We start from the raw sequence: 23,150 nt of genomic DNA, 5'->3' as shown, positions 1-23,150 counted from the left end.
GTCGACTATGGCCAACACCCCACAACACGACAACAGCGCCAATCCCTGGCTGGAGCTGCGCCGCCTGACCCCGGCGCGCATCGCCCTGGGCCGCACCGGCACCAGCCTGCCCACCGGCGCCCAGCTCGACTTTCAGTTCGCTCACGCCCAGGCCCGCGACGCCGTGCACCTGGCCTTCGACCATGCCGGCCTGCGCGAGCAGTTGAGCGAGCGCGGGCGTGACAGCCTGTTGCTGCACAGCGCCGCCGCCGATCGCCACAGCTACCTGCAACGCCCCGATCTGGGGCGCCGGCTGCACGAAGATTCAGCACAACGGCTGCGCGAGCATGCCCAGGCCAACCCCGGTGGCGTTGACCTGGCCATCGTCGTCGCCGACGGCCTCTCGGCCCTGGCCGTGCACCGCCACACCCTGCCGTTTCTCGCCCGCCTGGAGGAACAGAGCGCCGCCGACGGCTGGTCAACATCACCGGTGGTATTGGTGGAGCAAGGCCGGGTGGCGGTAGCCGATGAGGTGGGTGAACTGCTCGGGGCGAAAATGACCGTGATCCTGATCGGCGAACGCCCGGGCCTGAGCTCACCGGACAGCCTCGGGCTGTACTTCACCTACAACCCCAAGGTCGGCCTCACCGACGCCTACCGCAACTGCATCTCCAACGTGCGCCTGGAAGGCCTGAGCTACGGCATGGCTGCCCATCGCCTGTTATACCTGATGCGCGAGGCCTGTCGGCGGCAGCTGTCGGGGGTCAATCTGAAGGATGAAGCCCAGGTGCAAACACTTGAGTCAGATTCGGATACGCCGAAAAGCGGAAATTTCCTGCTGAGTAAACCTTGAGATCCTAGATTGCGTTTTCTAATTGCTTTCAGGCAGCATCTACCAAGGCTGTCGGCGACTTGCCGTAAACTCCCATGGACTCTGAGGCCTGCTTATGCGAATCATCCAAGCAACCCTGGAACACCTGGACATACTGGTTCCGCTGTTCGTCAGATACCGCGAGTTCTACGGCCAGTTGCCCTACCCGGACTCCTCGCGCTCGTTCCTCGAGAAACGCCTGGAGCGTGGCGAGTCGATCATCTACCTGGCCCTGCCGGACGATGACGAGAGCAAGCTGATGGGTTTCTGCCAGCTCTATCCGAGCTTCTCGTCGCTGTCGCTCAAGCGCGTGTGGATCCTCAACGATATCTATGTCGCCGAAGACTCCCGGCGCATGCTGGTGGCCGACCACCTGATGCGCGCAGCCAAGAAGCTGGCCAAGGAAACCAACGCCGTGCGCCTGCGGGTGTCCACCAGCAGCGACAACGAAGTGGCGATGAAAACCTACGAATCCATCGGTTTTCACGAAGACACCGAGTTCAAGAGCTACATCCTGCCTATCAACTCGGACTGATCCGAGCGCAACGGCAGGCACCACGCCTGCCGTTCACATCCATTCGACATCCGCCGCTACAAACTGCGCAGGCACAATCTGTTCGTAGCCGTATAATGCGCCTCTTCATTGTGTGTGAAACTTTACCCATCTTCCGGGTAGCGACCGTCCGCATTCGCACTGCCAGCCATCGCAAGCCCGTCGCTCGGGTCAAGAACACAGGTGCTGTACATGGATTTCAACCCGCTGGACCTTATTCTGCATCTCGACGCCTACCTGGACCTGTTGGTCAACAACTATGGCCCGTGGATCTACGCGATCCTGTTCCTGGTGATCTTTTGCGAGACCGGTCTGGTGGTCATGCCGTTCCTGCCGGGTGATTCCCTGCTGTTCATCGCCGGCGCCGTGGCTGCGGGCGGCGGCATGGACCCGGTGCTGCTCGGCGGCCTGCTGATGGCTGCGGCCATTCTCGGCGACAGCACCAACTACGTGATTGGCCGAACGGCGGGCGAACGCTTGTTCCGCAACCCCAACTCGAAGATCTTCCGCCGCGACTACCTGCAGCAGACCCACGATTTCTACGAGCGTCATGGTGGCAAGACCGTGACCCTGGCGCGCTTCCTGCCGATCCTGCGCACTTTCGCACCGTTCGTCGCCGGCATCGCGAAAATGCACTACCCGCGCTTTCTCGGCTTCAGCGTCGCCGGCACCGTACTGTGGGTCGGCGGCCTGGTCACCCTCGGCTACTTCTTCGGCAACGTGCCGTTCATCAAGCAGAACCTGTCGCTGATGATCGTCGCCATCATCCTGCTGTCGCTGGTGCCGATGATCATCGGTGTAGTGCGCAGCCGCATGGGCCGCAATGAAGCCAAGGTTCACTAAGCCCGGTTTATGTGGTCGCTGAGCGCCTGGCGCCGTCGTCGCACCCTGGCCCGACATCCGCTCGACCCGCAGCGCTGGCAGCGGGTGCGCCAGCGCCTGCCGATGCTCGATGGCCTCAGCGACGAGGAAGACCAGTGGCTGCGTGAAGCCTGCGTGTTGTTCCTGCACGACAAGCACCTCACCGCCCTGCCCGGGGTCGAGCTGGACGGCGAGCAGCGGCTGTTTCTCGCCGCCCAGGCGCAACTGCCGCTGCTGCACCTGGGCGAGCTGAACTGGTACCAGGGTTTTCACGAAATCATCCTCTACCCCGACGACTTCGTGAGCCCGCAGCGCCATCGCGACGCCAGCGGTATCGAGCACGAGTGGGACGGCGAGCACAGCGGCGAAGCCTGGCAACAGGGGCCGGTGATCCTCGCCTGGCCGGGGGTGCTGGCCAGCGGCGGCTGGGAAGGCTACAACCTGGTGATCCACGAACTGGCGCACAAGCTCGACATGCTCAATGGCGACGCCAACGGCCTGCCGCCGCTGCACAGCGACCTGCGCGTCAGCGACTGGGCCCAAGCCATGCAGGAAGCCTTCGACGACCTCAACCGGCAGCTCGACCGCAACCCCGATGCCGAGACCGCCATCGACCCCTATGCCGCGGAAAACCCGGCAGAATTCTTCGCCGTCACCAGCGAATACTTCTTCAGCGCCCCGGACCTGCTCAACGACGCCTACCCCGCGGTGTACCAGCAATTGCGCGGCTTCTACCGCCAGGACCCGCTCGCCCGCCTGCAGCAGCTGCAGCACCATCACCCGCATTACCAGGACGCGCAGGACTGAGCCTGCCGGACATCCGGCCGGGCGTGGCAAGCGCGCTGGAATGTGCCTATAATCGCGACCAATTTTTGGCCAAACATGGGGGCACTGCCCAATGAGCTACAGCAAGATTCCGGCTGGCAAAGACCTGCCGAACGACATCTACGTCGCCATCGAGATTCCAGCCAACCACGCGCCGATCAAGTACGAGATCGACAAGGACAGCGACTGCCTGTTCGTTGACCGTTTCATGGCCACCCCGATGTTCTACCCGGCCAACTACGGCTACATCCCCAACACCCTGGCCGACGACGGTGATCCACTCGACGTGCTGGTTGTTACCCCGTACCCGGTTGCTCCAGGCTCGGTAATCCGCGCCCGACCAGTCGGCATCCTGAACATGACCGACGACGGCGGCGGCGACGCCAAAGTCATCGCCGTACCGCACGACAAACTGTCGCAACTGTACGTCGACGTCAAAGAATACACCGACCTGCCTGCCCTGCTGATCCAGCAGATCGAGCACTTCTTCGCGAACTACAAAGATCTCGAGAAAGGCAAGTGGGTCAAGATCGAAGGCTGGGATGGCGCTGACGCCGCTCGCGCCGCGATCACCAAGTCGGTTGCAGCTTACAAAGGCTAAGCAACCCTCAACAAAAAGCCCCGCAAATGCGGGGCTTTTTGTTTCAGGGCAAGAACACCCCATCAAGCCCGCTCCCACAGCAAAGGCAGCTACCTTCTCAAGCCCTATTCATTCCCAAACCCACATCACCAACAATCGCCTTGGCGAACCCGCTCAGATAAAAAGCGGCCCACATCATGTCGCCGTCTTCATCCATAACCCCGGCCCGGGTCAGCTTGTGCACACATCCCAGCAGGGTTGAAGCCTGCTCCAGCGCGTAATCACACGGCACGCCTGGCGTAATCCGAAACAGCCCCATGGGCAATTGCTGGCTGCTGATAAAGCTTGTGACACCTACCGTCTCGTCGCACGAATCCTCGTTCATGCCACTACTCCCTCTTCCACGGCCTGCAGCTTGCGCAACGCATGCTCGACCAGCGCCCTGGCCATCTCGGCCGAATGCAGCACATTCATCAGCATGCCCTGACCAGGTTCATTGACGTGGGTTCGGCAGAATTCGTCGGTGGTTTCGTGAATACCGCGCAGCAGTTCGCTGGCGTAGGCCAGGGAATCAGGAGGGATCAGGTCGCTGTGAATGGAGAAATAAGGGGTGGTGAAGCTATTGCGGGAAATATCGGAATACGGTGGATCGGGGACGATCTTCTTCATGGCTTAACTCCCAGTCAATTCAGGAGCCTCCACCTCAATCCTTCTCACAAGATTAGGGTGGCAGCTGTACGCGGGGTGAGAAACCGAGGACATAGGAAACTCGGCCAGACCGAAGTCTGCCCGCGCACAGCCGCCATAACATGGCTGCTCTAATGTCATCGGGTTTCTCACGCCCGGTAGCCCACAAGCGACCCGAGGAAGTTAGACCCGATGCATTTTTCGAACAACAGTGAAAAGGCAGCAGCGTGCGTAGGATAGTTCCGAACGCCATTTAAGTGGATTTTTTTGCCGCGAAACCTCCTACACCAGCCTAAGCAAACACCTGTAAGCCAGACAATTTCCCGCCCTCAAAATGAACCTCGCGTTTATAGCCCGGGCTATGCAAGCCCACTAGACTCGGGCCTCATGAATACATCCGGTGATCGTCTCAAAGCGCTCCTGAGCGAGTGCAACCTGTCCCCTTCCGACTTTGCCGCACAGCGCAAGGTCACGCCGCAGCATGTCAACAACTGGTTCAAACGCGGCGTGCCCCTGGCGCGCCTGGATGAAATCGCCGAACTGCTGTGCGTGCGCAGCCGCTGGCTGCGCAACGGCGAAGGCCCCAAGCACCCCAACCCCTTGCCGCGCCTCAACAGCCAGGCCGCCCGCCCGGGCGTCGAAGGCCCCGATGCCAGCCTGCTGGCGGCGCACAACTACAACGACATCCAGCTGCCGTTCTACGGTATCCAGGCCCGCCAGCTGAAACCGCTTGATGACCGCTACCTGCGCTTGCCCATCCGCGCCCTCGACGCCCTGGGAGTCGACCCTGGCGACGCCCTGTGCCTGAGCATGCCCGGGCACAACATGAGCCCGCTGCTGCCACGCGGCACCACCCTGGCCGTCGACCGCAGCCTCACCCGCGTGGTCGAAGGCGAAATCTACGCCCTGCTGCACAACGGCCGCCTGCGCATCAACAGCCTCAGCCGCCGCGCCAACGGCGCCTTGCGCCTGCACAGTCAGGACAGCGACGAATACCCGACCGAAACCTACAGCCCGGCGCAACTCAAGACCCAGCGCCTGGAAGTACTCGGCTGGGTTTTCTGGTGGGGCCACCTGCGCGACAGCCGCCCGGCTTGAGCGTCGGGGGTGATTTTTTGCTGGGCATCGCCGGCCAATCCCAGTATGCTACGCCGCACATTTAGCCCGGCGGCCCAGCCCGCCCGCGGCCCTGGCGCGGCACCCCACAGCTTGCCCGCCACCTCCCGGCCCCAGCGCCGGAGCAACGATTTTAAGGCGGTTGCGGCTTACCAAAAATTAGCCAAGCCCGTCCCCGGAAGCCGGCCACAAGCCGGCTTTTTAATGCCTGCGATTCCACGCCCCCGCCCCTGCTGAATATGCCCGGAAGACATTCATCTCCAAGGCTACCGGTACGCTTTCATTTTTCAGGAACATCCCCGGCACTACATTAAATTCGACGGCTAAATCGCAAAAATCATTTAAAACCTCATTAATACAGGCGCGAACTCCTCTTAATCTTTAATCAACAACTTACGGAGGCGCCACCATGCTGATTTTCTTCAAATCATTGATCATCGGACTCTGCATCGCCGCGCCCGTCGGACCGATCGGCCTGCTGTGCATTCAACGCAGTCTTTCCCAGGGTTGGCGCGCAGGCTTTGCCACTGGCCTGGGCGCGGCGACCGCCGACTCGATCTACGGCTTTATCGGGGCGCTCGGCATTACTGCGCTCATTGCCACGCTGGTCAGCTGGAAACCCTGGTTGTGTATCTTCGGCGGCGCGTTCCTTGCGTATGTGGGGTATCAGATAATCAGATCGAAAGACAAAGCCGAGTCCCTGACGGGAGAGCGAAGCAACATGCTCACGGCCTATACCACCACCTTGTTCCTGACGCTGTCGAACCCGATGACGATCCTGTCCTTCATCGCCATATTTGCCGCCATGAGTGACGGTATCGGCGGCGAGCAAGGCAGTACCCTGTCAGTGGCACTGATGGTCGCCGGAATCTTTCTCGGTTCTGCGGCATGGTGGCTGGGGTTGAGCGGCTTCTCCTCCGCCTTCAAAGCCAGGATGTCCGGCGCAAAGCTGCGACTGATCAACTACTGCTCAGGCACCGCGATCAGCCTGCTCGGCGCGTATCAGATCGTCAGTGGCGTGATGCTCAGTAGCGCTGCGTGAACCGCAACCGAGCTGTGTATCGACGTAGGCGCCAAAGCGTTCGATGGCAACGCGGATCTGCTCGAGCGACACATTGCTGAAGGACAAGCGGACTTCCCGGGTGCCGTGTCCCAACAATGAGAACAACGCGACCGGAAAAACGATGACCCTGAAGGCGATGGCACACTCTTTCATCTGCGCCTGGGTAAATTCAAAGGGCAGTTTCAGATTGATGAAAAAGCCGCCTGCCGGGCGATTCCACGACACCCCGGGCTGATCGGCGAATGCCTGTGCAAGGCACTCAAGCATGTAATCGCGCTTGCGTGCATAGGCCGCCACGCGAGCGGCGTTCAACTGCACCAGGGAAAACTGGTTATCCAGCAGCAAACCGCCGACGACCGCCTGGCACAGCGCCGGTGTATGCACGCTCACCAGGCTTTTGCTTTTACACAATCTGGCCGTCCACTCGGGTGCATGAACGCCTTGCGGTGCAACCACATAGCCCATGCGCAAGCCGGGGAAGATCGATTTTGCAAACGAGCCAAGATAAAAGACCCGCTCGCTGTCGAGTGCCTTCATCGCAGGCAGCCGATCGCCTTCGTACCTGAAGTAACGGTAGGCATTGTCTTCCAGCACATAGAAATCGCACGCCCGGGCGATGTCCAGCATGGCCTGCCGGGCATCGAAGGACAGGCTGTCGGCAGTCGGATTACTGAAGTCAGGAATGGCATAAATCGCCCGCACCTTACGCCCCTGACACTGCACGGTGCTGATGAAATGGCGCAACGCGCGCGGGTCGAGAAAAGTGGCCATGGGTACGGCAACAACCTCGATCTTCAACAGTTTGGCAATCCCGGTTATGCCGGAAAACACCGGGTCAGGCACCAATAGCACTCCACCCTTGTCGAACAGTGCCAGCAGCGCCAGTGTCACTGCTTCCTGAAAACCCTGACACACCACCAGGCAGTCCGGATCAACCGGACACAAGCCTTCGTCGACCCGCATGTGCTCGGCCAGTAACTCGTTGATGATCCCTGCCGTTGCCGAGTACTGGCACAGCAATGTCGCCACCGATGCAGGCTGATCGAGATACCGCGTGTAACTGGCCAGGCCACGCTCGATCAACGCCGGATCGCATTGCTCATCGTCCGGACGGCCAGAGGCCAGTGAAATTGCCTGCGGATGCTCGCCCGTCAATGAGTTCAACAAATGAATGACATTCAACACTGGCTCATCAAAAACAGAAGATTCACTGATAGTCGACACCTTGTCGCTCCTGTAAAAAAACAACGGGCCACCTGAGCCCGTTGTTCAATTGCCGACACTTTTGCGCGCTATTGGCGTGTCGCTTGCTCAGCCGTCTGAAACGCTTGCAGCAGGTCATCCTGAAGGTCTTCCAGCGCTTCCAGACCAAAGCACAAGCGCACCAACCCCTGGCCAATGCCCATCAGCGCTTTTTCTTCGTCAGTCATTGACGCATGGCTGCCGCTAAAGGGTTGGGCAACCATCGACGTGACACACGCCATGCCTGTACCGGTTCCGAACCATCTGAGCGAGCGTGTGAAGGTTTTATAGACCGGCACCAGGTCACGGCGAATATCGACAAACACGATCCCGCCATAGCCTGTCAGCTGCTTGCCATCGATGTGCGGGTAGTAAACCCGCTCGATATAGGGGAGGTCCTTCAGATAGTTGAGCATTTGCACGGTGGTCTTGCCGTGCCGCTCCATGCGCAACTCAAAGGTCTGCATGCTTCTGCGCAACAACCAGGCGCTATGGGGCGTCAGGATTGAACCCGAATAAAAGCGCCCTTCCAGCAAGCGCTGGTAAAGTGCCTGGTCATTGACCATTACCAGCCCACCCATGACATCGCTGTGCCCTGAGAAGTACTTGGTGGCGCTGTACAGCGAAATATCCGCGCCCCAGGCCAGCGGCTTTTGAAACAACGGCGTCGCCCAAGTGTTGTCGACCACGATCAACGCCTGGGGATTGATGCTCTTGACCGCCGTCGAAACGGCCTGGATGTCGATATCCTTCAAGAACGGATTGGTCGGTGTTTCAAATATCACCATGTCGACCTTCGCCGGCAAGGCTGCCAACCCCTGCGCACAGCTCAGGTCGAGGATGCTCAATTGCACACCCAGGCGTGCTGCGTAACGCTGGAAAAGTTTGTACGAACAACCGTAGATAAGCCTGTTGATCACCAGCGAATCGCCCGGTTTGAGCAGTTCGAGCACCATGTAGAGTGCACTCATGCCCGTGGCGTAGGCCAGGGCATGTTCGCTCCCTTCAAGGGCCGCAACGACTTGTTCAAGCTCGCTGACGTTGGGATTCGCCTTTCTCGAATAGAAAAATGCCGAGTCGGCGCTGAAAGCACTGCATTGATAAAGGGGCGTGACCGCGGGTTGAGCGCCATGGTCATCCACCCGGATGTGCAACATCTCGGTCGAAATGTTCATGCCTTGCTCACCAGTTTGATGACTTGCTCATACATGTTCTGTTTGCCTTCATAGCCGACGGCTGGCGTGATGTCGTTTTGCGCTATGCCGATTTCCTCGATCGATTCAGTGGGAAAATGGGCGCGGTCAAACACTTCATGCAGGTTGGAATTCACCCCCGCTGGCAGCCAGACTTCAGGGCCCAACTCGTCCACTCGAGCCTTCGCGATGATGAACCGATAGCTTTCAAACGGCCGCAGCGTCAGGGTTTTCCACTCGCTGCTGTGGCCATCGGCATAGTTTCGACGCAGGTACACGCTTTGCTCCCGGTCAAGGGTGTTGAGAACCTGGGCGTGCAATGAAACGATATCGCCGTGCCATCCAAACTTCCTTTTCTCGTACGCAGTCAACGCCTCCTCGCGCAACTCGACCGGCTGGCCAGCGGGCAGCTCGGGCAACAACCTGAAGTGGGCATCATGACCGCATTGAGTACAGCAACCCTGGCTATCCAGGCCGATATTCCTGGCGTTCAGCCCGTAGCGGGTGACCAGCAAGGCGCTGCAGTTGTTGCAACTGGTATTGGTACCGTCGACATCATTTACGTTGCCCAGATAGACATGCTCGACCCCCATCGACCGGGCAACGTCCCTGGCCTTGAGTAACCGGTCAACCGGTGTGCGGATGCTGTTGCTCATCTTGTAGTCGGGGTGGAAGCGCACAAAGTGCAACGGCACCTCTGGGCCCAGCTCATCCAGGACCCACTGGCTGATCGTGCGTGCGGTGTCTTCGTCATCACTGATATCGGTCACCATCAACGTGCTGACTTCGACATACTTGCCCGCGTCATAGACTTTCTTGATACCCGCCAGCACCGGCTCGACCCAGCCGGTGGTGACCTTGCGGTAATACTCGGGAGAAATGGACTTCAGCGAGATCGAGAAAATATCGATGACCGGCAACAGTTCATCGATCGCTTCCTCGCTGATGAAAAAGGCCGATTTGTACAGGTTGATCAAGCCAGCTTCTTTGGCCAGCTTGGCCGTGTCCAGAATAAACTCATGCCAGACCACTGGATCATTGTAGGTCCACGACAGTACGCGAATACCGTGCTGCAACGCGGTTTCCACGACCTGTTCGGGGGTGTAGTAATAAACGTCCTTATCGGTAACGTATTTGGCCTGCGAGGTTTTCCAGTTATGGCAGTAGCCACAATTGAGCATACAGCCGATATTACCCAGCGAGAGAATCCGCTCACCGGGTGCGAAGTGGAAAACAGCCTCGGTTTCGATGGTCTCCTCGGTACTATGAACACCCTTGCCATAGTTCAATGTAACTAAACGTCCGCCGCGATTGCCACGCACCTTGCAAAAGCCGAGCTTGCCTTCCTGAATGACACAATTACGCGGAGAAAGATGACACTTTACTGCGCCGTCCGGCAACAGCTCTTCCAACTTGGCCGGGGTGCTTTGCAGGGTCCAGGTTTTATTATTGAGATCGTTCACTGTTTATTCCTCATCCATCAGCACAGTAGTTACATCATCGGTTAAGTACGCAGCCGCTCGCGCGCCAGTCACTGACTGCCGAGGAGGGTTGTTGTTATGGTTTTAAATCAGGAGGCGCTGGCCAGGCCGTGATTGGTCAGCGAAAAATGCCGGGCATTGATGGTCATGAATGGTTGAATCAACGGACCGATCACCAGCAGGAACAGAAGCGTCCCGACACCAAACGGACCGCCCAGCAACCAGCCGGTTGAAAAGATACCGATTTCAATGAACATCTTGGCCTGGGTGAATGACCAGCGCCATTTGGCGACCATGGTCAATACCACCAGGTCCATGATGCGAATACCAACGCCGCTCATGATGATCAGCGCCGAGGCATAGGCACAAAGCAGTAAACCCAGGGCCAACATGGCATAGGCATTAAGGTGGGGGACCACATGGCCCTCCAGGTCGAGCACCGTCCACAGATCGATCAACAACCCCGTCAGGGTGGTAGTGATGAACGGGCTGATCGGCGGATATTTCTTGTTCCAGAGCATCCACCAGGTCAGGAAGATCAGCGACACAATCGCCGAGCAGACGCCCATGCCGACCATCAGGATTTGATTGAAGGCAATAATAAGCACATCCAGCGGGTCGGTTCCGAGGTGACTCATAATGAACAACTTGGCACCCAGCGAGAACAGGCCGACACCGACCAGATACATGCACACCTGATCAACTTTCAAGTGGCGAAAGCCAAATAATTGCCCGGTGAGGTACTGGCGAAACGAAGGGTAGTTATTGTTATTGCAGCCGCGCGTCTTATTCCCCATACGAACTCCATTTCCAAGGAAAGACCTGGCCCGTGATCCGCGGACCGGGAAATAATTCTTATTATGTCAACGCCGTTCCCAAGCGACTCTTCGAGCGACGAAATTAGACTAGCATCGCACTATTTTTTGATGCATTATTTTTTAATGAAAAAGACACCTTTTTCATTAATTTCTTTGCTTTTGCCAGAGGAAATCTACATGGACCGTATAGACATAAAAATCCTCGCCGCGGTGCAGACCTCGGGCCGAATTTCCATCACCGAGTTGTCTCGGCACGCTGGTCTTTCTATCCCCGCGACCACTGACCGCTTACGCAAACTCGAAGATGCCGGGGTGATCAAGGGCTACAGCGCCCAGGTCGACCCCGTCAAACTCGGATACGGCATCTCGGCCGTGGTTGGCATGACCACCTTCAAGCCAGCCAAAACCAAGTTGATTGCCCTCCTTCAGGAAATACCCGAGGTCGTCGAGTGCCTGCACGTAACGGGTAACGATTCTTACCTGATCAGGCTCTACGCCAAATCCATGGCTGATATCGAAAACACCATCGCCAGGATCAATCCCTTTGGGGAGACACGCACCAGCATCGTACTGTCAGAACCCATCGAGCGACGAAAACTGGCGCCGTGAAGCGCGACATCGATCTTCAGCTACTTTCTACGCAGTCAACCTGTCCTGAATGAATGGAGGCCTCATGAAACTGATCGGCATGCTCGATTCCCCCTACGTACGCCGCGTCGCGGTATCGCTGGAGCTGTACGGCATCACTTTCGAGCACCAGGCGTTGTCAGTGTTTCGCAATTTTAACGAGTTCGCCGCGATCAACCCGGTGGTCAAGGCACCCAGCCTGGTCCTCGACGATGGCACGGTGTTGATGGATTCGACGCTGATTCTGGATTACTTCGAAGCCCTGGCCGTGCCCGCTAAAAAGCTATTGCCGCAAGACTCTCTGGCCCGCGCCAGCGATTTGCAGGTGATCGGCCTGGCGCTGGCAGCCAGTGAGAAGTCGGTGCAGATCTATTACGAACACAACTTGCGCCCGCAGGAGAAACTGCATACGCCCTGGCTCGAGCGGGTGACCGGGCAGTTGCTGGCGGCGTACGCACAGCTCGACGGGCTACTTGCCGAACAGCCGACGAAATGCCCCAGCCTGCCCTTGAGCCAGGCGGAGATCACAACGGCCGTGGCCTGGTCGTTCACTCAATACGTGTGCGCCGAGGTAGTTGCGGCCAGTGAGTTTGCGCATGTGCAGCGTCTGGCTGACAAGATTGAAGGCCATCCGGCGATGCTCAAGTATCCGATCGAATAGCACCTGCCGCCAAACCCTCGCGCAACATCTGCACGAAGGCATCCCTTGCCGGATGCCTGCCCGCCTGGGCATGCCAGTAGAAGGCGTTGCTGATGGCCTTGAGTTCGGCGAACTCATGGCCAGTCCAGCCGGCGCCTTTGCGGTATTGCTCGAAAATGCCCCTGGGCACCAGCGACACCCCGGCGCCAGCACTCACGCAACTGACGATGGCGCCATAGCTGGCGATGCCGACAATCGGCAGCTTTTGCCCCTGTTCGAGTAGCCAGCGCTCCAGCGCCGCCCGATAAGGGCAGCCTTCCGGCCACATGAAAATGGCCTTGCCCAGCAGGTCTTCAGCGCTGCGGATCGGTCCGAAGGATTCAGGGGCGATCAGTACCAGGTCCTCCTGATACATGGGCGTGCGCTTGAGCAACGGGCGCTCGACCTCCACCGCGACAATTGCACCGTCGAGTCGATGGTTGAGCACGTCATCGAGCAGTTGCGACCAGGTACCCGTGCTCAGTTCCAGCGAAACCTCGGGGAAGCGCGCATGATATTCCGCCAGCAATCGCGGTAATCGGCCACTGGCCGAAGACTCGATGGCGCCGATGCGCAAGCGCCCGCTGGGTACGGCTTGCGGGCTCAAAGCAGCCTTAGACTCTTCAGCCAGGGCGAGCATCTGGGTGGCGTATTCGAGAAAGGTTTCCCCCGCCGGGCTGATCTTCAAGCCACGCCCATGACGCAAGAACAGCGGCACACCCAGCTCCTCTTCCAGCGCCTTGATCCGCGCGGTGATGTTCGACGGCACATAGTGCAATACCTCGGCCGCACGGGCGATGCTGCCGGTGTCGTAAACCGTCTTGAACATGCGAATCTGCATCAGCTCCATACATCACCCAAAGTGAACGATCAGTTCAGTATAAGTCGATTGTGGTGAGCAGATACCTTTCTGATACTGAAGCTCCACGCCTCTGGAGCCTCTTGCGATGCCACGCGCCCACCCCTTGAAAATCGTTCTGGCGACACTGTTCGTGGTGTTGTGCTGGGCCTATTCACCCGCGGGTATCCATATCGCCCTGCAAGGTTACGAGCCGGGACATCTGGCCCTGGCGCGGTTTATCGTGGCGTCGCTATTCATGGCGTTTGTTGCGGTGTGGCGCGGCATCAGCCTGCCGCGCCCCAAGGACTTGCCGCTCTTGATACTGCTCGGGCTTTTTGCCGTGTTTGGGCATCATGTGGCGCTCAACTTTGGCCAGCGCGGAGTAAGCGCCGGAGCCTCCAGCCTGCTGGCGCAGTCGACGCCGCTGTTCACCTTGCTGATTGGCTTTTTTGTCCTGCGTCAGCGCGTCAGCGCCTGGCATTGGGGCTGCCTGGTACTGGGGATGCTCGGTGCGGCCATTGTCGCCGTCGCTGATCGCGGCTTGGGCACACTCGATGCCCATGGTCTGCTGGTGCTGTTGGCCGCGCTGTCGTGGAGCATCTACTTCACCCTGCAGAAACTTCACGGCCATCGTTACGACGGCCTGACCATGGTGTGTTACACCGTGTGGACCGGCACGGCGTTGTTGCTGGTGTACCTGCCAGGCCTTGGCGCTGCGGTGACTGCGGCGTCGCCACAGGCAAACCTGGCGGTACTGATCCTCGGCGTGTTTCCCAGTGCCCTGGCGTACCTCGGTTGGGCTTATGTACTGAGCCATTCCGACGTCAGTCGGGCGTCCATGGCGCTGTACCTGATCCCGCCCTGCGCAATATTGATTGCCGCCGTTTTGCTCGGCGAACAACCTTCACTGCTGGTGGTGCTCGGGGCACTGGTGGTATTGAGCAGCGTGCTGGCCTTGAACCTGACGCCGGGCTTGTCCTGCCCTAAGCCGGCGCGGCAAATTTCACCTTGAAGTAGTCCAGCAGGTTTTGCCCACGGCGAAAGGCCTTGCGCACCTCGTCACTTTCTTTGAGCAGCGCCTCGCTGGGCACCGCATGCTGATCCACCGGCAATGGCCTGGACCACTCCCGCACCCCCTTGGGAAACATCGCTCTGGGGCGATTGTTGACCCAGTTGGAGAGATGACACGGCAAGGTCCAGCCGCCGAACGCCTGAACGAACAGAAAGCCAAACACATACTGCAGCCACGGAAAGTTGTCGCGATAGCCGAGGCGGGCCATATGGAAAAACGCCACCGTGCCCTCCTCGAACTCTTCTGGCGGCGGCGCAGGCAAGGCAGCCGGGCCCTCTTCCATGTAGACGCGAATCGCCTCCCATTCGGCAACTGCACCGCGCAGGCTGCCACAGGCCACGGTCAGCCACAGGACGTTACCGCTTTGCGCGTCGCGCAGGCCGATCATCAGCTTGAACTCGGGCATCACCGCGTATTCGGTGACCAATTGCCCGGCCGAAACACAGGCGATGACCTCTTCCCAGGGCACATACTGGGGTGCAGCGCCCTTCTTCGGCACCATCGCCACTTCGCGGCGCTGGCGATTGAAGCGGATCGGTGGCTGGACGCTGACCTGGCGCACGGCCAGGCAAAATATGACGACGTACATCAACGCCAGCAGCCCGATAAAACCCCAGATGGGCGGCGATGCGAGAAAGTCGTAGACCCCCTCCCAGAACGGCTCAAGCCTACGCAGCACCCAGGCCCCGAGAAATGCCGTCATCACCACGCAGCTCACCACCCCCATGACCGCGGCAATACCGCAGCGGGCCATGAATTCGAAGTTGCCCCGGCCGATGCCGAAGTCCAGGTAGACCTCATTGGCATCACGATGCAAATGCCGGTAGCTGTAGGCTTCTACACCCGTGGGCAAGGGTTTGGGCGACAGGTAGACGATCTGGGTACCGGAGACTTGCTCGAAGTCTCCGGCATGGGGCAGGCGCTGGTATTTGCTGTCAGGCATGAAAACGTTCCGAGTCCTTTCGACAAGGAAGGCACGCCAGGCGCGCTTCCTATGAATAACGCCGCACAGTATCGCGCAAACAGTCATCCAGCAGTTGTGTATCACCGCGCAGCCTCGGCAAGGTCGGCGAGGTTTCGGCGCGCAGCAATTCGCTGTCGATAAACTGCTGCAGCAACACCCGCCGTGGCCCGTAGTCAGCCTCGACCGCCTGGCGCTTGATGCGCAGCAACTCATCGATCTCGGCGAGCATCTGCGGCTCGCTCAGGGTGCCCGCGAGCAGATCGGCAAAGGCCGTCGGTGGCATGCCCAGGCCCAGGTCGATCCAGCGCACGGCCAACAGCGAACGCAGCACGTACAGGTACTTCTTGAAACGCACCTGCGTGCCCTGGAGGAAGTCGCGGTGGTTCTTTTTCGCCATCGACAGGTAGTGGTGCCGCGCCGCCCTGGCGCTGTAGAACTTCAGCGCCAGCGCCTGGAGCGACTCCACTGCACCCGGTTCAGCGCGGTACACCAGCGGCGAACCGAGCCATTCGAGCAGGGTCGGGTTGGAGTTGCGCAGCAGCTTCAGGGTCTTGCGCAGTTCCCAGCCGCTGATGTCCAGTTCGTCGGTCAGCGGCCGCTCGATGACGTCGCGCGGCTCATCGACGCGCAGGTACCAATCCTGGCGCGGGACGTAGATGAAACGCACGTCGAAGTCGCTGTCGGTGGAGGCAAAACCCCAGGCGCGGCTGCCGGATTCGCAGGCGTAGAGCACGGTGACGTCGTGCTCGCGCTCGACCCGGCGCAGCTCTTCAAGCACCCACTCGCGCATGGCGTCCGGCAGTGGGTGACGGTCTTCCTTGTTCATGTTCGTATCCTTGCACTCGGGCGCCTCAAGGCGCCCTCTCTATCCTTTGACGCACACCACCTGACGCAGGGTGTGCACCACTTCCACCAGCTCACGCTGGGCTTGCATCACCGCGTCGATATCCTTGTAGGCCATGGGGATCTCGTCGATCACGTCCTTGTCCTTGCGGCATTCGACATGGGCGGTGGCGCGTCGCTGATCCTCGACGGTGAACGCCTGCTTGGCCCGGGTGCGGCTCATGACCCGCCCGGCGCCGTGGCTGCAGGAGCAGAACGCCTCTTCGTTGCCCAGGCCGCGAACGATGAAACTCTTCGCCCCCATGGAGCCAGGAATGATCCCCAGCTCGCCCTTCTGCGCCGACACCGCGCCCTTGCGGGTGACTAGCACGTCGTGGCCAAAGTGATGCTCGCGCTGCACATAGTTGTGGTGGCAGTTGACCGCTTCGAGGTTGGCCTCGAAGGGTCTACCGAGCACTTTGCGCGTAGCGGCGATCACCGCATGCATCATCAACGCGCGGTTCTGCCGGGCGAAGTCCTGGGCCCATTCCACCGCTTCGACGTAGTCGGCAAAGTGCCGGCTGCCTTCTTCGAAATAGGCCAGGTTGCGGTCCGGCAGGTTGGCGATGTGCTGGCGCATGTCGGCCTGGGCCAGGTCGATGAACAGGTTGCCGATGGCATTGCCAACTCCGCGCGAACCGCTGTGCAACATGAACCAGACGCGGTTGGCTTCATCCAGGCAGACCTCGATGAAATGGTTGCCGCCGCCGAGGGTGCCCAGGTGCTGGCGGTTGTTGGTTTTCTCCAGCTTCGGGTACTTGTCGGTGATTGCCTTGAAGCGCGCCGCCAAGTCGTGCCAGGCATGGTCAGCCATGGCCGGCACGCTGTCCCAGGCCCCCTGGTCGCGACGACCGAAGGTCTTGCCGTGGGGCACCGCTTTCTCGATTGCAGTGCGCAGGCCATGCAGGTTGTCCGGCAGGTCGCTGGCGGTCAGCGAGGTGCGCGCGGCGATCATGCCGCAGCCAATATCGACGCCGACCGCCGCCGGGATGATCGCGCCCAGGGTCGGGATCACGCTGCCGATGGTCGAGCCCTTGCCCAGGTGCACATCGGGCATCACCGCCAGGTGCTTGAAGATGAACGGCATCTTCGCGGTGTTCAGCAGTTGCTCACGGGCGCCCTCGTCCACCGGGACGCCGTCGGTCCAGAGCTTGATCGGCTTGCCGCCGGCCACTTCGAGTATGTTCATTGTCGTACTTCCACTTTTATCTGTTGCTGCCGGGCTGCTTGAGCCCGGCAAACCTCATCCGGCCTTGATGCTGACCAGTCCATTCAACACCTGATCCAGGCCGCCGAACACCGAAATCCGGTCGATTCGCTCGGCCACCCGTTCCAGGGTTTCCAGTTCCTTCAGGCGCAGGGCCGTCGGGTTGTCTTCCATGACCTTGGCGGTGTTGAGCAGCGAACGGGTTGCCGAGGTCTCTTCGCGGCGGCGGATGACGTTGGCCTGCGCCGCTTTCTCCGCCTCCACCACCTGCGCCAGCAGGGCCTTCATCTCACCTGGAAGGATGATGTCGCGCACCCCCAGGCCGCTGACTTCGATACCGCTGCCGGCGAGTTTCTCCTGCAGGTACTGGCTGACCGAATCGTCGATCAGTTGCTTGTTTTCCAACAGCTCATCCAGCGTTCGGGTGCCCACCGCCGCCCGCAGGCCGAACTGCACCTCGCGGTACAGGTGCTCCAGCGGTTTGCTCAGTTGCGCGAACGCACCGAGCACATCGCTGTAGCGCCAGTTGGCCGCAAGATTCAGGCGCAGGCTGACCTTGTCGCGGGTGAGGATTTCCTGCCCGCTGATTTCCATGGCCTGGATGCGCATGTCGACCAACTCGACACTCACCTGGCGGCTGAAGCGCCAGAAGCCGTACTGCCCGGCGCCGAGCAACTCGACCACCACGCCATCGACCTTCAACACACCGACATGAAAGGCCGGCACAGACGCCAGCAACACCGCGTCCAGCCCGGCCAGGTTACGGCTGCGCAATTTCGGCTGGTTGAGCTGGGCCACCAGGGCGCCGTCCAGGCGATAAGTCTGGCTCAGGTCGATGCGCTGCAGGGTCTGCGCGCTCTGGCCTTTCCAGTACAGCTGGCGGCTGCCCGGGGCCAGCAACTCGACCAGGGCACCGTCTTCAAAACGCAGGCCGGCTTCGTTTTCCGCCAGGTCCATGCGTTCGAAATACTGCTCGACCAGAGCCGGCTCGCTTTGCCGCAGGTAGCCGGCCAGGCGATGTTCGAACAGCGAAGTATTGAGGCTGAAGGTTTCCACCGTCAGCCGGTTGTGCAGGTCGAAACGCTTGTGCACGCCAGGTTCGAGGATCGACACAAAGTCGCCTTCGCAGAACAGCAGGCCGCGTTCGTTCTTTTTCACGATAAAGCGTTTCAACAGTTTCATCTTGATCATCCTGTGCAATTAATCCTTGGTGCCGGTGCTGCCAAAGAGCCGAGCGCTGCGGGCGTGGCCCGGAGGAGTCAGTTGCCGGGACGTCCTGTCCACTGACCGCATCCTGCGGTCCGGCAACTGCCTTGCTCCGGGCCCGGCCGGCAAGCCGGGCAAATCGGCGGTGGGCGTGTGCGCTCCGTGCGCACCTTGCAGCCTTCCCTGGCTACGCCCCACCGGCGGGTACAACATTCGAGATACCTTGGAGGGTATGTAAGGTTCGAGTCAGGCCTCGAGACCAGCGTCTCCGTGAGGAGCCACGCTATCGACTGCTCGTTGCGGCGGCGGCATGCACGACACCAACACCTGGGGTGGGCTCGTGCACCGGCGGGGACATAAACCCCGTCCCGTTGGCCAGCTTGGCGATGCGGTCGAGGGAGATATTGCGAGGGGCGTGCCAGGTTTTGAGTTAAAGACAGAATAAATTTTTATCTTATTGATTTATAAGGATTTTATTTTAACAACCATAAGCAAATGAAATTTCTCAGCCCACAACAAACAAGATTTTTATATATGATGAGATAGGTATTTATCTTTTGAGCTAAATAGAAATGAGCAAGCGTAGCGTCGCCATCGGTTTTCTCGGTACCACCCTTGATCGCAACGGCAAAGGCGCCGCGCGCTGGCAGCGCTGGCGCCCGACCATCAGCCTGTGCCAGCAAGCGCAAACCCCGATCGATCGCCTGGAGCTGATCCACGGCACCAGCGCCCGCGATCTGGGCCTGGCCGAGCGCATACGTGACGACATCCAGAGCATCTCGCCACACACCGAGGTGCGCCTGCAGCCCATGGTCCTGCGCAATCCCTGGGACTTCGAGGAGGTCTATGGTGCCCTGCACGATTTTGCCAGCGCCTACCCGTTCGATACCGAGCACGAGGACTACCTGGTCCACATCACCACCGGCACCCACGTCGCGCAGATCTGCTGGTTCCTGCTCACCGAGGCGCGCTACCTGCCGGCGCGGCTGATCCAGACCTCGCCAGCCCGCGGCAAGGAAGACACGGCCGACCCGGCCGGCACCAGCACGCTGATTGACCTGGACCTGTCGCGCTACGATCACATCGCCTCGCGCTTTCAACGCGAGCAAGCCGACAGCCTGAACTTTCTCAAGGCCGGTATCGCCACCCGGAACGCCGCCTTCAACCGCTCCATCGAGCAGATCGAACGTGTGGCGCTGCGCTCGCGGGCGCCGATGCTGCTGGTCGGCCCGACCGGCGCGGGCAAATCCTTCCTGGCCCGGCGCATCTATGAACTCAAGCGCGCTCGCCACCAGTTGGAGGGGCGCTTTGTCGAAGTGAACTGCGCCACCTTGCGCGGTGACGGCGCCATGTCGGCACTGTTCGGTCACAGCAAAGGCGCCTTCACCGGTGCCCAGAACGCCCGCGAAGGTTTGCTGCGCGCAGCCGATGGCGGCATGTTGTTCCTTGATGAAATCGGCGAGCTGGGCGCCGACGAGCAGGCCATGCTGCTCAAGGCCATCGAAGAAAAACGCTTCTTCCCGCTGGGCTCGGACCGCGAAGTAGAGAGCGACTTCCAGCTGATTGCCGGTACCCATCGCGACCTGCGCAGCCGGGTCGCCGAAGGGCTGTTCCGCGAAGACCTGTACGCACGCATCAACTTGTGGACCTTCGAGTTGCCGGGGCTGGCCGGGCGCAGGGAGGACATCGAGCCGAACATTGATTTCGAACTGCAGCGCCATGCCCGCGAACAGAACCGCCAGGTGCGCTTCAACCTGGAGGCCAAGCGTCGCTACCTGGCCTTTGCCAACTCGCCGCAAGCGCGCTGGGCCGGCAACTTCCGCGAGCTGTCGGCCTCGATCACGCGCATGGCCACCCTCGCCGACAGTGGGCGTATCGACGAAGCGCTGGTGCTGGAGGAGATCGAGCGCCTGCAGCGCGCCTGGGGCCTGGCGCAGGGAGCGGACCCGCTCGACGCGCTGCTCGGCGACAAGGCGCTGGACCAGTTCGACCGCCTGCAACTGCAGGCCGTACTCAAGGTTTGCCGCAACGCCCGCACTTTGTCCGAAGCCGGACGCCAGCTGTTCGATGTATCACGCCAGGAAAAAGAAAAGCCCAACGACGCCGACCGCCTGCGCAAATACCTGGCGCGCTTTGGCCTGGAATGGAATCAACTCAAGGGTTGAACAGGGTGCTAGAATTCGCGCCCTCTTCGGCCGCATCTGGCCGAGCACTACCGAAAAAGGACTCTCGGCCATGTCATTGCTGACAGCTACCCGCTTGCATCTCTGCTCCTTCGGCCTGCTGGCCGGCCTCAGTCTCACCGCCGCCAGTGCCTACGCCGACGAAGCCACCGACCAGGCCGTGCACAAGGGCCGCTGGCAAGGCATGGCCGCCATGGCCAACCTGTACCTCAACGACGCCACCCCGGCCGAGTTCATGGATGCCGGTGACAAGGAAAAGAGCGAGCACGACAACTATGCCGGCGCCCTGGCCTTCTATCTGACCGCCGCCCGCCTGGACCCGAAGAACGCCTTCGCCTCTTACCAGGCCGCTGCCGCGCTGTCGTCCATGGACAGCCCGGAACTGGCCGCGCAATACCTCGACCAGGCGCGTGAGCGCGGCTTCTGGCAAGCGGTGATCCTCAAGGAAGACGACGAACTGGAGCCGATGCAGAAAGACCCGGCCTACCAGAAGCTGCTGCAAGCCGCCGAGAAGAACTACCCGACCCAGGCCAAGGACGCCGGCCTCGCTGCGTTCAGCATTCCTGAAGGCAAGGCGCCGGCTGGCGGCTGGCCAGTGGTGGTATGGCTGGCCGGTTTCGGCACCGAAGGCGTCAAGGGCACCAACATGCGCGCCGACCTGGTGGGCGACAAGGCCGTGCTGGTGGCCCTGAACGGCACCCTCAAACGCGACGAGCATCAGTTCATGTGGCAGCGGCAATCGGTCGAGCCGACCGAGCAAGCGGTGGCCGCGGCCCTGAAGAAGCTGGAAAAAGACACCCGCATCGACCGCTCGAAAGTTGCCCTGATCGGCTTCTCGCAAGGCGCCGAACACGCCGCGCACCTGATCGCCCAGTACCCGCAGAACTACAGCGGCGCCGTGCTGCTGTCGCCGGGCGGCTTCAAGATCCCGTTCACCGTGCAGAAGGCCAAGGACAAGCGCCTGGTCGTGGTTCATGGTGCACAGGAGCATGAAAGCAACCTGCAACTGACCGCCACCACCGAAAAAGCCTTCGCCAGCAACAACAAGGTGCAGAGCCACGAACACCCTGAAGGCCACACCTTCCAGGACGACTGGCGCAAGGCCTACCCTGGCTACCTGGATTACGCCCTGGGCCTTTAAGCCCGGCTTAGACCTAGGTCGTAGCCCTGAGGCTTGCAAGCATGATGGCACCCTGATGTATGCTTGCACGGTCTTCAGGGCGGGGTGAAAGTCCCCACCGGCGGTAAATCGAAAGATGAGCCCGCGAGCGCCTCGGCCTTTGGTCGAGGGTCAGCAGATCTGGTGAGACTCCAGAGCCGACGGTCATAGTCCGGATGAAAGAAGGCGTCAGGTCAGGGCCATCGTGCGCCCTGGCGCACGCATTTTGTTCGCCCTGAAACGTTCATCGATCACTTACGAGGAGCGTTTCATGTCCCCTTTGCACCGCAAGCAATTCCCTAACGTCGCTGCCGCCGTCGCTGCCTATCAGGCCGGTAAACCCGTGCTGTTGCTCGATGACGACGACCGCGAGGACGAGGCGGATATCATCGCCGCCGCCGAAAACATCAGCCTGCAGACCATGGCCATGATGATCCGTGATTGCAGCGGCATCGTCTGCCTGTGCCTGGATGAAATCACCGTTGACGAGCTGTCGCTGGCACCGATGGTGCCGAACAACCGCGCCCGCCATGGCACCGGTTTCACTGTGACCATCGAAGCCGCTGAAGGTGTATCCACGGGCGTGTCGGCCCAGGACCGCATCACCACCATCCAGGCAGCGCTGGACTCGACCCGCGCAGACCTGCGCATCGTCAGCCCCGGCCACGTGTTCCCGCTGCGCTCACGCGATGGCGGCGTGCTCACCCGTCGTGGCCACACCGAAGGCTCGGTAGACCTCGCCCGCCTGGCTGGCCTGCGTCCGGCAGCGGTCCTCTGCGAGCTGATGAACCCCGATGGCAGCATGGCCCGTGGCGAACAGGTGGCAGAGTACGCCAGGCTGCATTCGCTGCCGGTACTGACCATCGACGAGTTGGCCCGTTACCGCCAGGCAGCCTTGACTCCCGCCCTGGAAAGCGCCTGAAAAATATTCTGTTCGAGAAAATTTACAGCCCTGCAGACAGCTACTAAGGTGAATGCAGAGGAGTGAATCGCGGCTGATTCAAGGCAGTCGCATCGTGCTGAGCGGGTGCAGCTTCATGCACCCGGATTTGCCTCTATTA

The 23,150-nt window shown here is 60.4% G+C and carries 24 protein-coding genes and 1 riboswitch; of the genes, 13 read left to right on the top strand and 11 right to left on the bottom strand.

Going from position 1 to position 23,150, the window contains the following annotated elements; genetic code table 11:
* Positions 1 to 7 precede the first annotated feature (7 nt).
* From eutC to ppa, 5 genes are all read left to right on the top strand, one after another.
* Complete coding sequence (gene eutC / locus CCOS864_RS03915) at positions 8 to 832, top strand: ethanolamine ammonia-lyase subunit EutC (RefSeq protein WP_115085138.1); 825 nt, start codon at positions 8 to 10, stop codon at positions 830 to 832.
* Positions 833 to 926: 94 nt separating this feature from the next.
* Complete coding sequence (locus CCOS864_RS03910) at positions 927 to 1,385, top strand: GNAT family N-acetyltransferase (RefSeq protein ID WP_115085137.1); 459 nt, start codon at positions 927 to 929, stop codon at positions 1,383 to 1,385.
* A 210-nt stretch (positions 1,386 to 1,595) separates the two neighbouring features.
* Positions 1,596 to 2,246, top strand: coding sequence for a DedA family protein (locus tag CCOS864_RS03905; protein WP_115085136.1), 651 nt, complete (start codon positions 1,596 to 1,598; stop codon positions 2,244 to 2,246).
* A 9-nt stretch (positions 2,247 to 2,255) separates the two neighbouring features.
* Complete coding sequence (locus CCOS864_RS03900; protein WP_115085135.1) at positions 2,256 to 3,071, top strand: M90 family metallopeptidase; 816 nt, start codon at positions 2,256 to 2,258, stop codon at positions 3,069 to 3,071.
* Between the two features lie 91 nt (positions 3,072 to 3,162).
* A complete protein-coding gene (gene ppa / locus CCOS864_RS03895; RefSeq protein WP_007933577.1) occupies positions 3,163 to 3,690 on the top strand; it encodes an inorganic diphosphatase in 528 nt (175 codons plus the stop codon).
* A 97-nt stretch (positions 3,691 to 3,787) separates the two neighbouring features.
* On the opposite strand, the gene CCOS864_RS03890 is transcribed toward ppa, so the two are convergent.
* Together CCOS864_RS03890 and CCOS864_RS03885 are read right to left on the bottom strand one after the other, a co-directional pair.
* Positions 3,788 to 4,054, bottom strand: a complete 267-nt coding sequence (locus CCOS864_RS03890; RefSeq protein ID WP_115085134.1) for a DUF3077 domain-containing protein — start codon at positions 4,052 to 4,054, stop codon at positions 3,788 to 3,790.
* Positions 4,051 to 4,338 carry a hypothetical protein gene (locus CCOS864_RS03885; RefSeq protein ID WP_115085133.1) on the bottom strand — a complete coding sequence of 96 codons (288 nt, stop codon included), beginning with the start codon at positions 4,336 to 4,338 and terminating at the stop codon, positions 4,051 to 4,053. The genes CCOS864_RS03890 and CCOS864_RS03885 overlap by 4 nt, the downstream gene beginning before the upstream one ends.
* 405 nt (positions 4,339 to 4,743) lie before the next feature.
* On the opposite strand from CCOS864_RS03885, the gene CCOS864_RS03880 reads away from it, so the two are divergent.
* Together CCOS864_RS03880 and CCOS864_RS03875 are read left to right on the top strand one after the other, a co-directional pair.
* Positions 4,744 to 5,454, top strand: a complete 711-nt coding sequence (locus CCOS864_RS03880; protein ID WP_115085132.1) for a LexA family transcriptional regulator — start codon at positions 4,744 to 4,746, stop codon at positions 5,452 to 5,454.
* Between the two features lie 427 nt (positions 5,455 to 5,881).
* Complete coding sequence (locus tag CCOS864_RS03875) at positions 5,882 to 6,514, top strand: LysE family translocator (protein ID WP_115085131.1); 633 nt, start codon at positions 5,882 to 5,884, stop codon at positions 6,512 to 6,514.
* Here the strand turns inward: CCOS864_RS03875 and CCOS864_RS03870 are convergent.
* The 4 genes from CCOS864_RS03870 to CCOS864_RS03855 all read right to left on the bottom strand — a co-directional run bounded on the left by CCOS864_RS03870 (position 6,443) and on the right by CCOS864_RS03855 (position 11,248).
* Positions 6,443 to 7,759, bottom strand: a complete 1,317-nt coding sequence (locus CCOS864_RS03870) for an aminotransferase-like domain-containing protein (RefSeq protein ID WP_115085130.1) — start codon at positions 7,757 to 7,759, stop codon at positions 6,443 to 6,445. The genes CCOS864_RS03875 and CCOS864_RS03870 overlap by 72 nt on opposite strands.
* Before the next feature lie 68 nt (positions 7,760 to 7,827).
* Positions 7,828 to 8,952, bottom strand: coding sequence for a trans-sulfuration enzyme family protein (locus CCOS864_RS03865; RefSeq protein WP_115085129.1), 1,125 nt, complete (start codon positions 8,950 to 8,952; stop codon positions 7,828 to 7,830).
* Positions 8,949 to 10,433, bottom strand: coding sequence for an AmmeMemoRadiSam system radical SAM enzyme (amrS, locus tag CCOS864_RS03860; RefSeq protein WP_115085128.1), 1,485 nt, complete (start codon positions 10,431 to 10,433; stop codon positions 8,949 to 8,951). The genes CCOS864_RS03865 and amrS overlap by 4 nt, the downstream gene beginning before the upstream one ends.
* A gap of 107 nt (positions 10,434 to 10,540) precedes the next feature.
* A complete protein-coding gene (locus CCOS864_RS03855; RefSeq protein WP_115085127.1) occupies positions 10,541 to 11,248 on the bottom strand; it encodes a YczE/YyaS/YitT family protein in 708 nt (235 codons plus the stop codon).
* A gap of 198 nt (positions 11,249 to 11,446) precedes the next feature.
* Here CCOS864_RS03855 and CCOS864_RS03850 point away from each other — a divergent pair, with 198 nt between their 5' ends.
* Together CCOS864_RS03850 and CCOS864_RS03845 are read left to right on the top strand one after the other, a co-directional pair.
* A complete protein-coding gene (locus CCOS864_RS03850) occupies positions 11,447 to 11,878 on the top strand; it encodes an Lrp/AsnC family transcriptional regulator (protein ID WP_115085126.1) in 432 nt (143 codons plus the stop codon).
* A 64-nt stretch (positions 11,879 to 11,942) separates the two neighbouring features.
* Positions 11,943 to 12,557: a glutathione S-transferase family protein gene (locus tag CCOS864_RS03845; RefSeq protein ID WP_115085125.1), complete on the top strand. Its 615-nt coding sequence runs from the start codon at positions 11,943 to 11,945 to the stop codon at positions 12,555 to 12,557.
* Here the strand turns inward: CCOS864_RS03845 and CCOS864_RS03840 are convergent.
* Positions 12,538 to 13,425 (bottom strand): LysR family transcriptional regulator, encoded by an 888-nt coding sequence (locus tag CCOS864_RS03840; protein WP_115085124.1) that lies wholly within the window; start codon positions 13,423 to 13,425, stop codon positions 12,538 to 12,540. The genes CCOS864_RS03845 and CCOS864_RS03840 overlap by 20 nt on opposite strands.
* 97 nt (positions 13,426 to 13,522) lie before the next feature.
* Between CCOS864_RS03840 and CCOS864_RS03835 the strand changes: the two genes are divergently transcribed.
* The gene (locus CCOS864_RS03835) at positions 13,523 to 14,428 is read left to right on the top strand and encodes a DMT family transporter (protein WP_115085123.1); all 906 of its coding nucleotides are present in this window, start codon (positions 13,523 to 13,525) and stop codon (positions 14,426 to 14,428) included.
* Here the strand turns inward: CCOS864_RS03835 and CCOS864_RS28360 are convergent.
* Genes CCOS864_RS28360 through CCOS864_RS03815 form a run of 4 tightly spaced genes read right to left on the bottom strand, consistent with a single transcriptional unit; the run spans position 14,400 to position 18,723 of the window.
* Complete coding sequence (locus CCOS864_RS28360; protein ID WP_115085122.1) at positions 14,400 to 15,431, bottom strand: DUF6708 domain-containing protein; 1,032 nt, start codon at positions 15,429 to 15,431, stop codon at positions 14,400 to 14,402. The genes CCOS864_RS03835 and CCOS864_RS28360 overlap by 29 nt on opposite strands.
* A gap of 49 nt (positions 15,432 to 15,480) precedes the next feature.
* Positions 15,481 to 16,278: a nucleotidyltransferase domain-containing protein gene (locus CCOS864_RS03825; protein WP_115085121.1), complete on the bottom strand. Its 798-nt coding sequence runs from the start codon at positions 16,276 to 16,278 to the stop codon at positions 15,481 to 15,483.
* A 39-nt stretch (positions 16,279 to 16,317) separates the two neighbouring features.
* Positions 16,318 to 17,523 carry an RtcB family protein gene (locus tag CCOS864_RS03820; protein ID WP_115085120.1) on the bottom strand — a complete coding sequence of 402 codons (1,206 nt, stop codon included), beginning with the start codon at positions 17,521 to 17,523 and terminating at the stop codon, positions 16,318 to 16,320.
* Between the two features lie 54 nt (positions 17,524 to 17,577).
* Positions 17,578 to 18,723, bottom strand: coding sequence for a slipin family protein (locus tag CCOS864_RS03815; protein WP_115085267.1), 1,146 nt, complete (start codon positions 18,721 to 18,723; stop codon positions 17,578 to 17,580).
* Positions 18,724 to 19,319: 596 nt separating this feature from the next.
* On the opposite strand from CCOS864_RS03815, the gene rtcR reads away from it, so the two are divergent.
* From rtcR to ribB, 3 genes are all read left to right on the top strand, one after another.
* Positions 19,320 to 20,912, top strand: a complete 1,593-nt coding sequence (gene rtcR, locus CCOS864_RS03810) for an RNA repair transcriptional activator RtcR (protein WP_115085119.1) — start codon at positions 19,320 to 19,322, stop codon at positions 20,910 to 20,912.
* A 70-nt stretch (positions 20,913 to 20,982) separates the two neighbouring features.
* Positions 20,983 to 22,071, top strand: a complete 1,089-nt coding sequence (locus tag CCOS864_RS03805) for an alpha/beta hydrolase (protein ID WP_115085118.1) — start codon at positions 20,983 to 20,985, stop codon at positions 22,069 to 22,071.
* A gap of 66 nt (positions 22,072 to 22,137) precedes the next feature.
* A riboswitch (FMN riboswitch) is annotated at positions 22,138 to 22,281 on the top strand.
* 79 nt (positions 22,282 to 22,360) lie between these two features.
* On the top strand, positions 22,361 to 23,011 hold the full coding sequence (ribB, locus tag CCOS864_RS03800; RefSeq protein ID WP_115085117.1) for a 3,4-dihydroxy-2-butanone-4-phosphate synthase: 651 nt from the start codon (positions 22,361 to 22,363) through the stop codon (positions 23,009 to 23,011).
* The last annotated feature ends 139 nt before the right edge of the window (positions 23,012 to 23,150 follow it).

Origin of the sequence: Pseudomonas wadenswilerensis (assembly GCF_900497695.1) — a bacterium.
Taxonomy (GTDB): Bacteria; Pseudomonadota; Gammaproteobacteria; order Pseudomonadales; family Pseudomonadaceae; genus Aquipseudomonas; species Aquipseudomonas wadenswilerensis.
This window is presented reverse-complemented; position numbering and strand designations above follow the sequence as displayed.

What these genes read in the sequence shown, in the direction of transcription:
- CCOS864_RS03885 (WP_115085133.1), bottom strand. Translation starts at nt 4,338, where the DNA reads ATGAAGAAGATCGTCCCCGATCCACCGTATTCCGATATTTCCCGCAAT.
- CCOS864_RS03905 (WP_115085136.1), top strand. Translation starts at nt 1,596, where the DNA reads ATGGATTTCAACCCGCTGGACCTTATTCTGCATCTCGACGCCTACCTG.
- CCOS864_RS03900 (WP_115085135.1), top strand. Translation starts at nt 2,256, where the DNA reads ATGTGGTCGCTGAGCGCCTGGCGCCGTCGTCGCACCCTGGCCCGACAT.
- CCOS864_RS03845 (WP_115085125.1), top strand. Translation starts at nt 11,943, where the DNA reads ATGAAACTGATCGGCATGCTCGATTCCCCCTACGTACGCCGCGTCGCG.
- CCOS864_RS03850 (WP_115085126.1), top strand. Translation starts at nt 11,447, where the DNA reads ATGGACCGTATAGACATAAAAATCCTCGCCGCGGTGCAGACCTCGGGC.
- CCOS864_RS03855 (WP_115085127.1), bottom strand. Translation starts at nt 11,248, where the DNA reads ATGGGGAATAAGACGCGCGGCTGCAATAACAATAACTACCCTTCGTTT.
- CCOS864_RS28360 (WP_115085122.1), bottom strand. Translation starts at nt 15,431, where the DNA reads ATGCCTGACAGCAAATACCAGCGCCTGCCCCATGCCGGAGACTTCGAG.
- CCOS864_RS03825 (WP_115085121.1), bottom strand. Translation starts at nt 16,278, where the DNA reads ATGAACAAGGAAGACCGTCACCCACTGCCGGACGCCATGCGCGAGTGG.
- CCOS864_RS03805 (WP_115085118.1), top strand. Translation starts at nt 20,983, where the DNA reads ATGTCATTGCTGACAGCTACCCGCTTGCATCTCTGCTCCTTCGGCCTG.
- rtcR (WP_115085119.1), top strand. Translation starts at nt 19,320, where the DNA reads ATGAGCAAGCGTAGCGTCGCCATCGGTTTTCTCGGTACCACCCTTGAT.
- CCOS864_RS03880 (WP_115085132.1), top strand. Translation starts at nt 4,744, where the DNA reads ATGAATACATCCGGTGATCGTCTCAAAGCGCTCCTGAGCGAGTGCAAC.
- CCOS864_RS03865 (WP_115085129.1), bottom strand. Translation starts at nt 8,952, where the DNA reads ATGAACATTTCGACCGAGATGTTGCACATCCGGGTGGATGACCATGGC.
- ppa (WP_007933577.1), top strand. Translation starts at nt 3,163, where the DNA reads ATGAGCTACAGCAAGATTCCGGCTGGCAAAGACCTGCCGAACGACATC.
- CCOS864_RS03875 (WP_115085131.1), top strand. Translation starts at nt 5,882, where the DNA reads ATGCTGATTTTCTTCAAATCATTGATCATCGGACTCTGCATCGCCGCG.
- CCOS864_RS03815 (WP_115085267.1), bottom strand. Translation starts at nt 18,723, where the DNA reads ATGAAACTGTTGAAACGCTTTATCGTGAAAAAGAACGAACGCGGCCTG.
- CCOS864_RS03910 (WP_115085137.1), top strand. Translation starts at nt 927, where the DNA reads ATGCGAATCATCCAAGCAACCCTGGAACACCTGGACATACTGGTTCCG.
- CCOS864_RS03835 (WP_115085123.1), top strand. Translation starts at nt 13,523, where the DNA reads ATGCCACGCGCCCACCCCTTGAAAATCGTTCTGGCGACACTGTTCGTG.
- CCOS864_RS03820 (WP_115085120.1), bottom strand. Translation starts at nt 17,523, where the DNA reads ATGAACATACTCGAAGTGGCCGGCGGCAAGCCGATCAAGCTCTGGACC.
- ribB (WP_115085117.1), top strand. Translation starts at nt 22,361, where the DNA reads ATGTCCCCTTTGCACCGCAAGCAATTCCCTAACGTCGCTGCCGCCGTC.
- CCOS864_RS03840 (WP_115085124.1), bottom strand. Translation starts at nt 13,425, where the DNA reads ATGGAGCTGATGCAGATTCGCATGTTCAAGACGGTTTACGACACCGGC.
- eutC (WP_115085138.1), top strand. Translation starts at nt 8, where the DNA reads ATGGCCAACACCCCACAACACGACAACAGCGCCAATCCCTGGCTGGAG.
- CCOS864_RS03890 (WP_115085134.1), bottom strand. Translation starts at nt 4,054, where the DNA reads ATGAACGAGGATTCGTGCGACGAGACGGTAGGTGTCACAAGCTTTATC.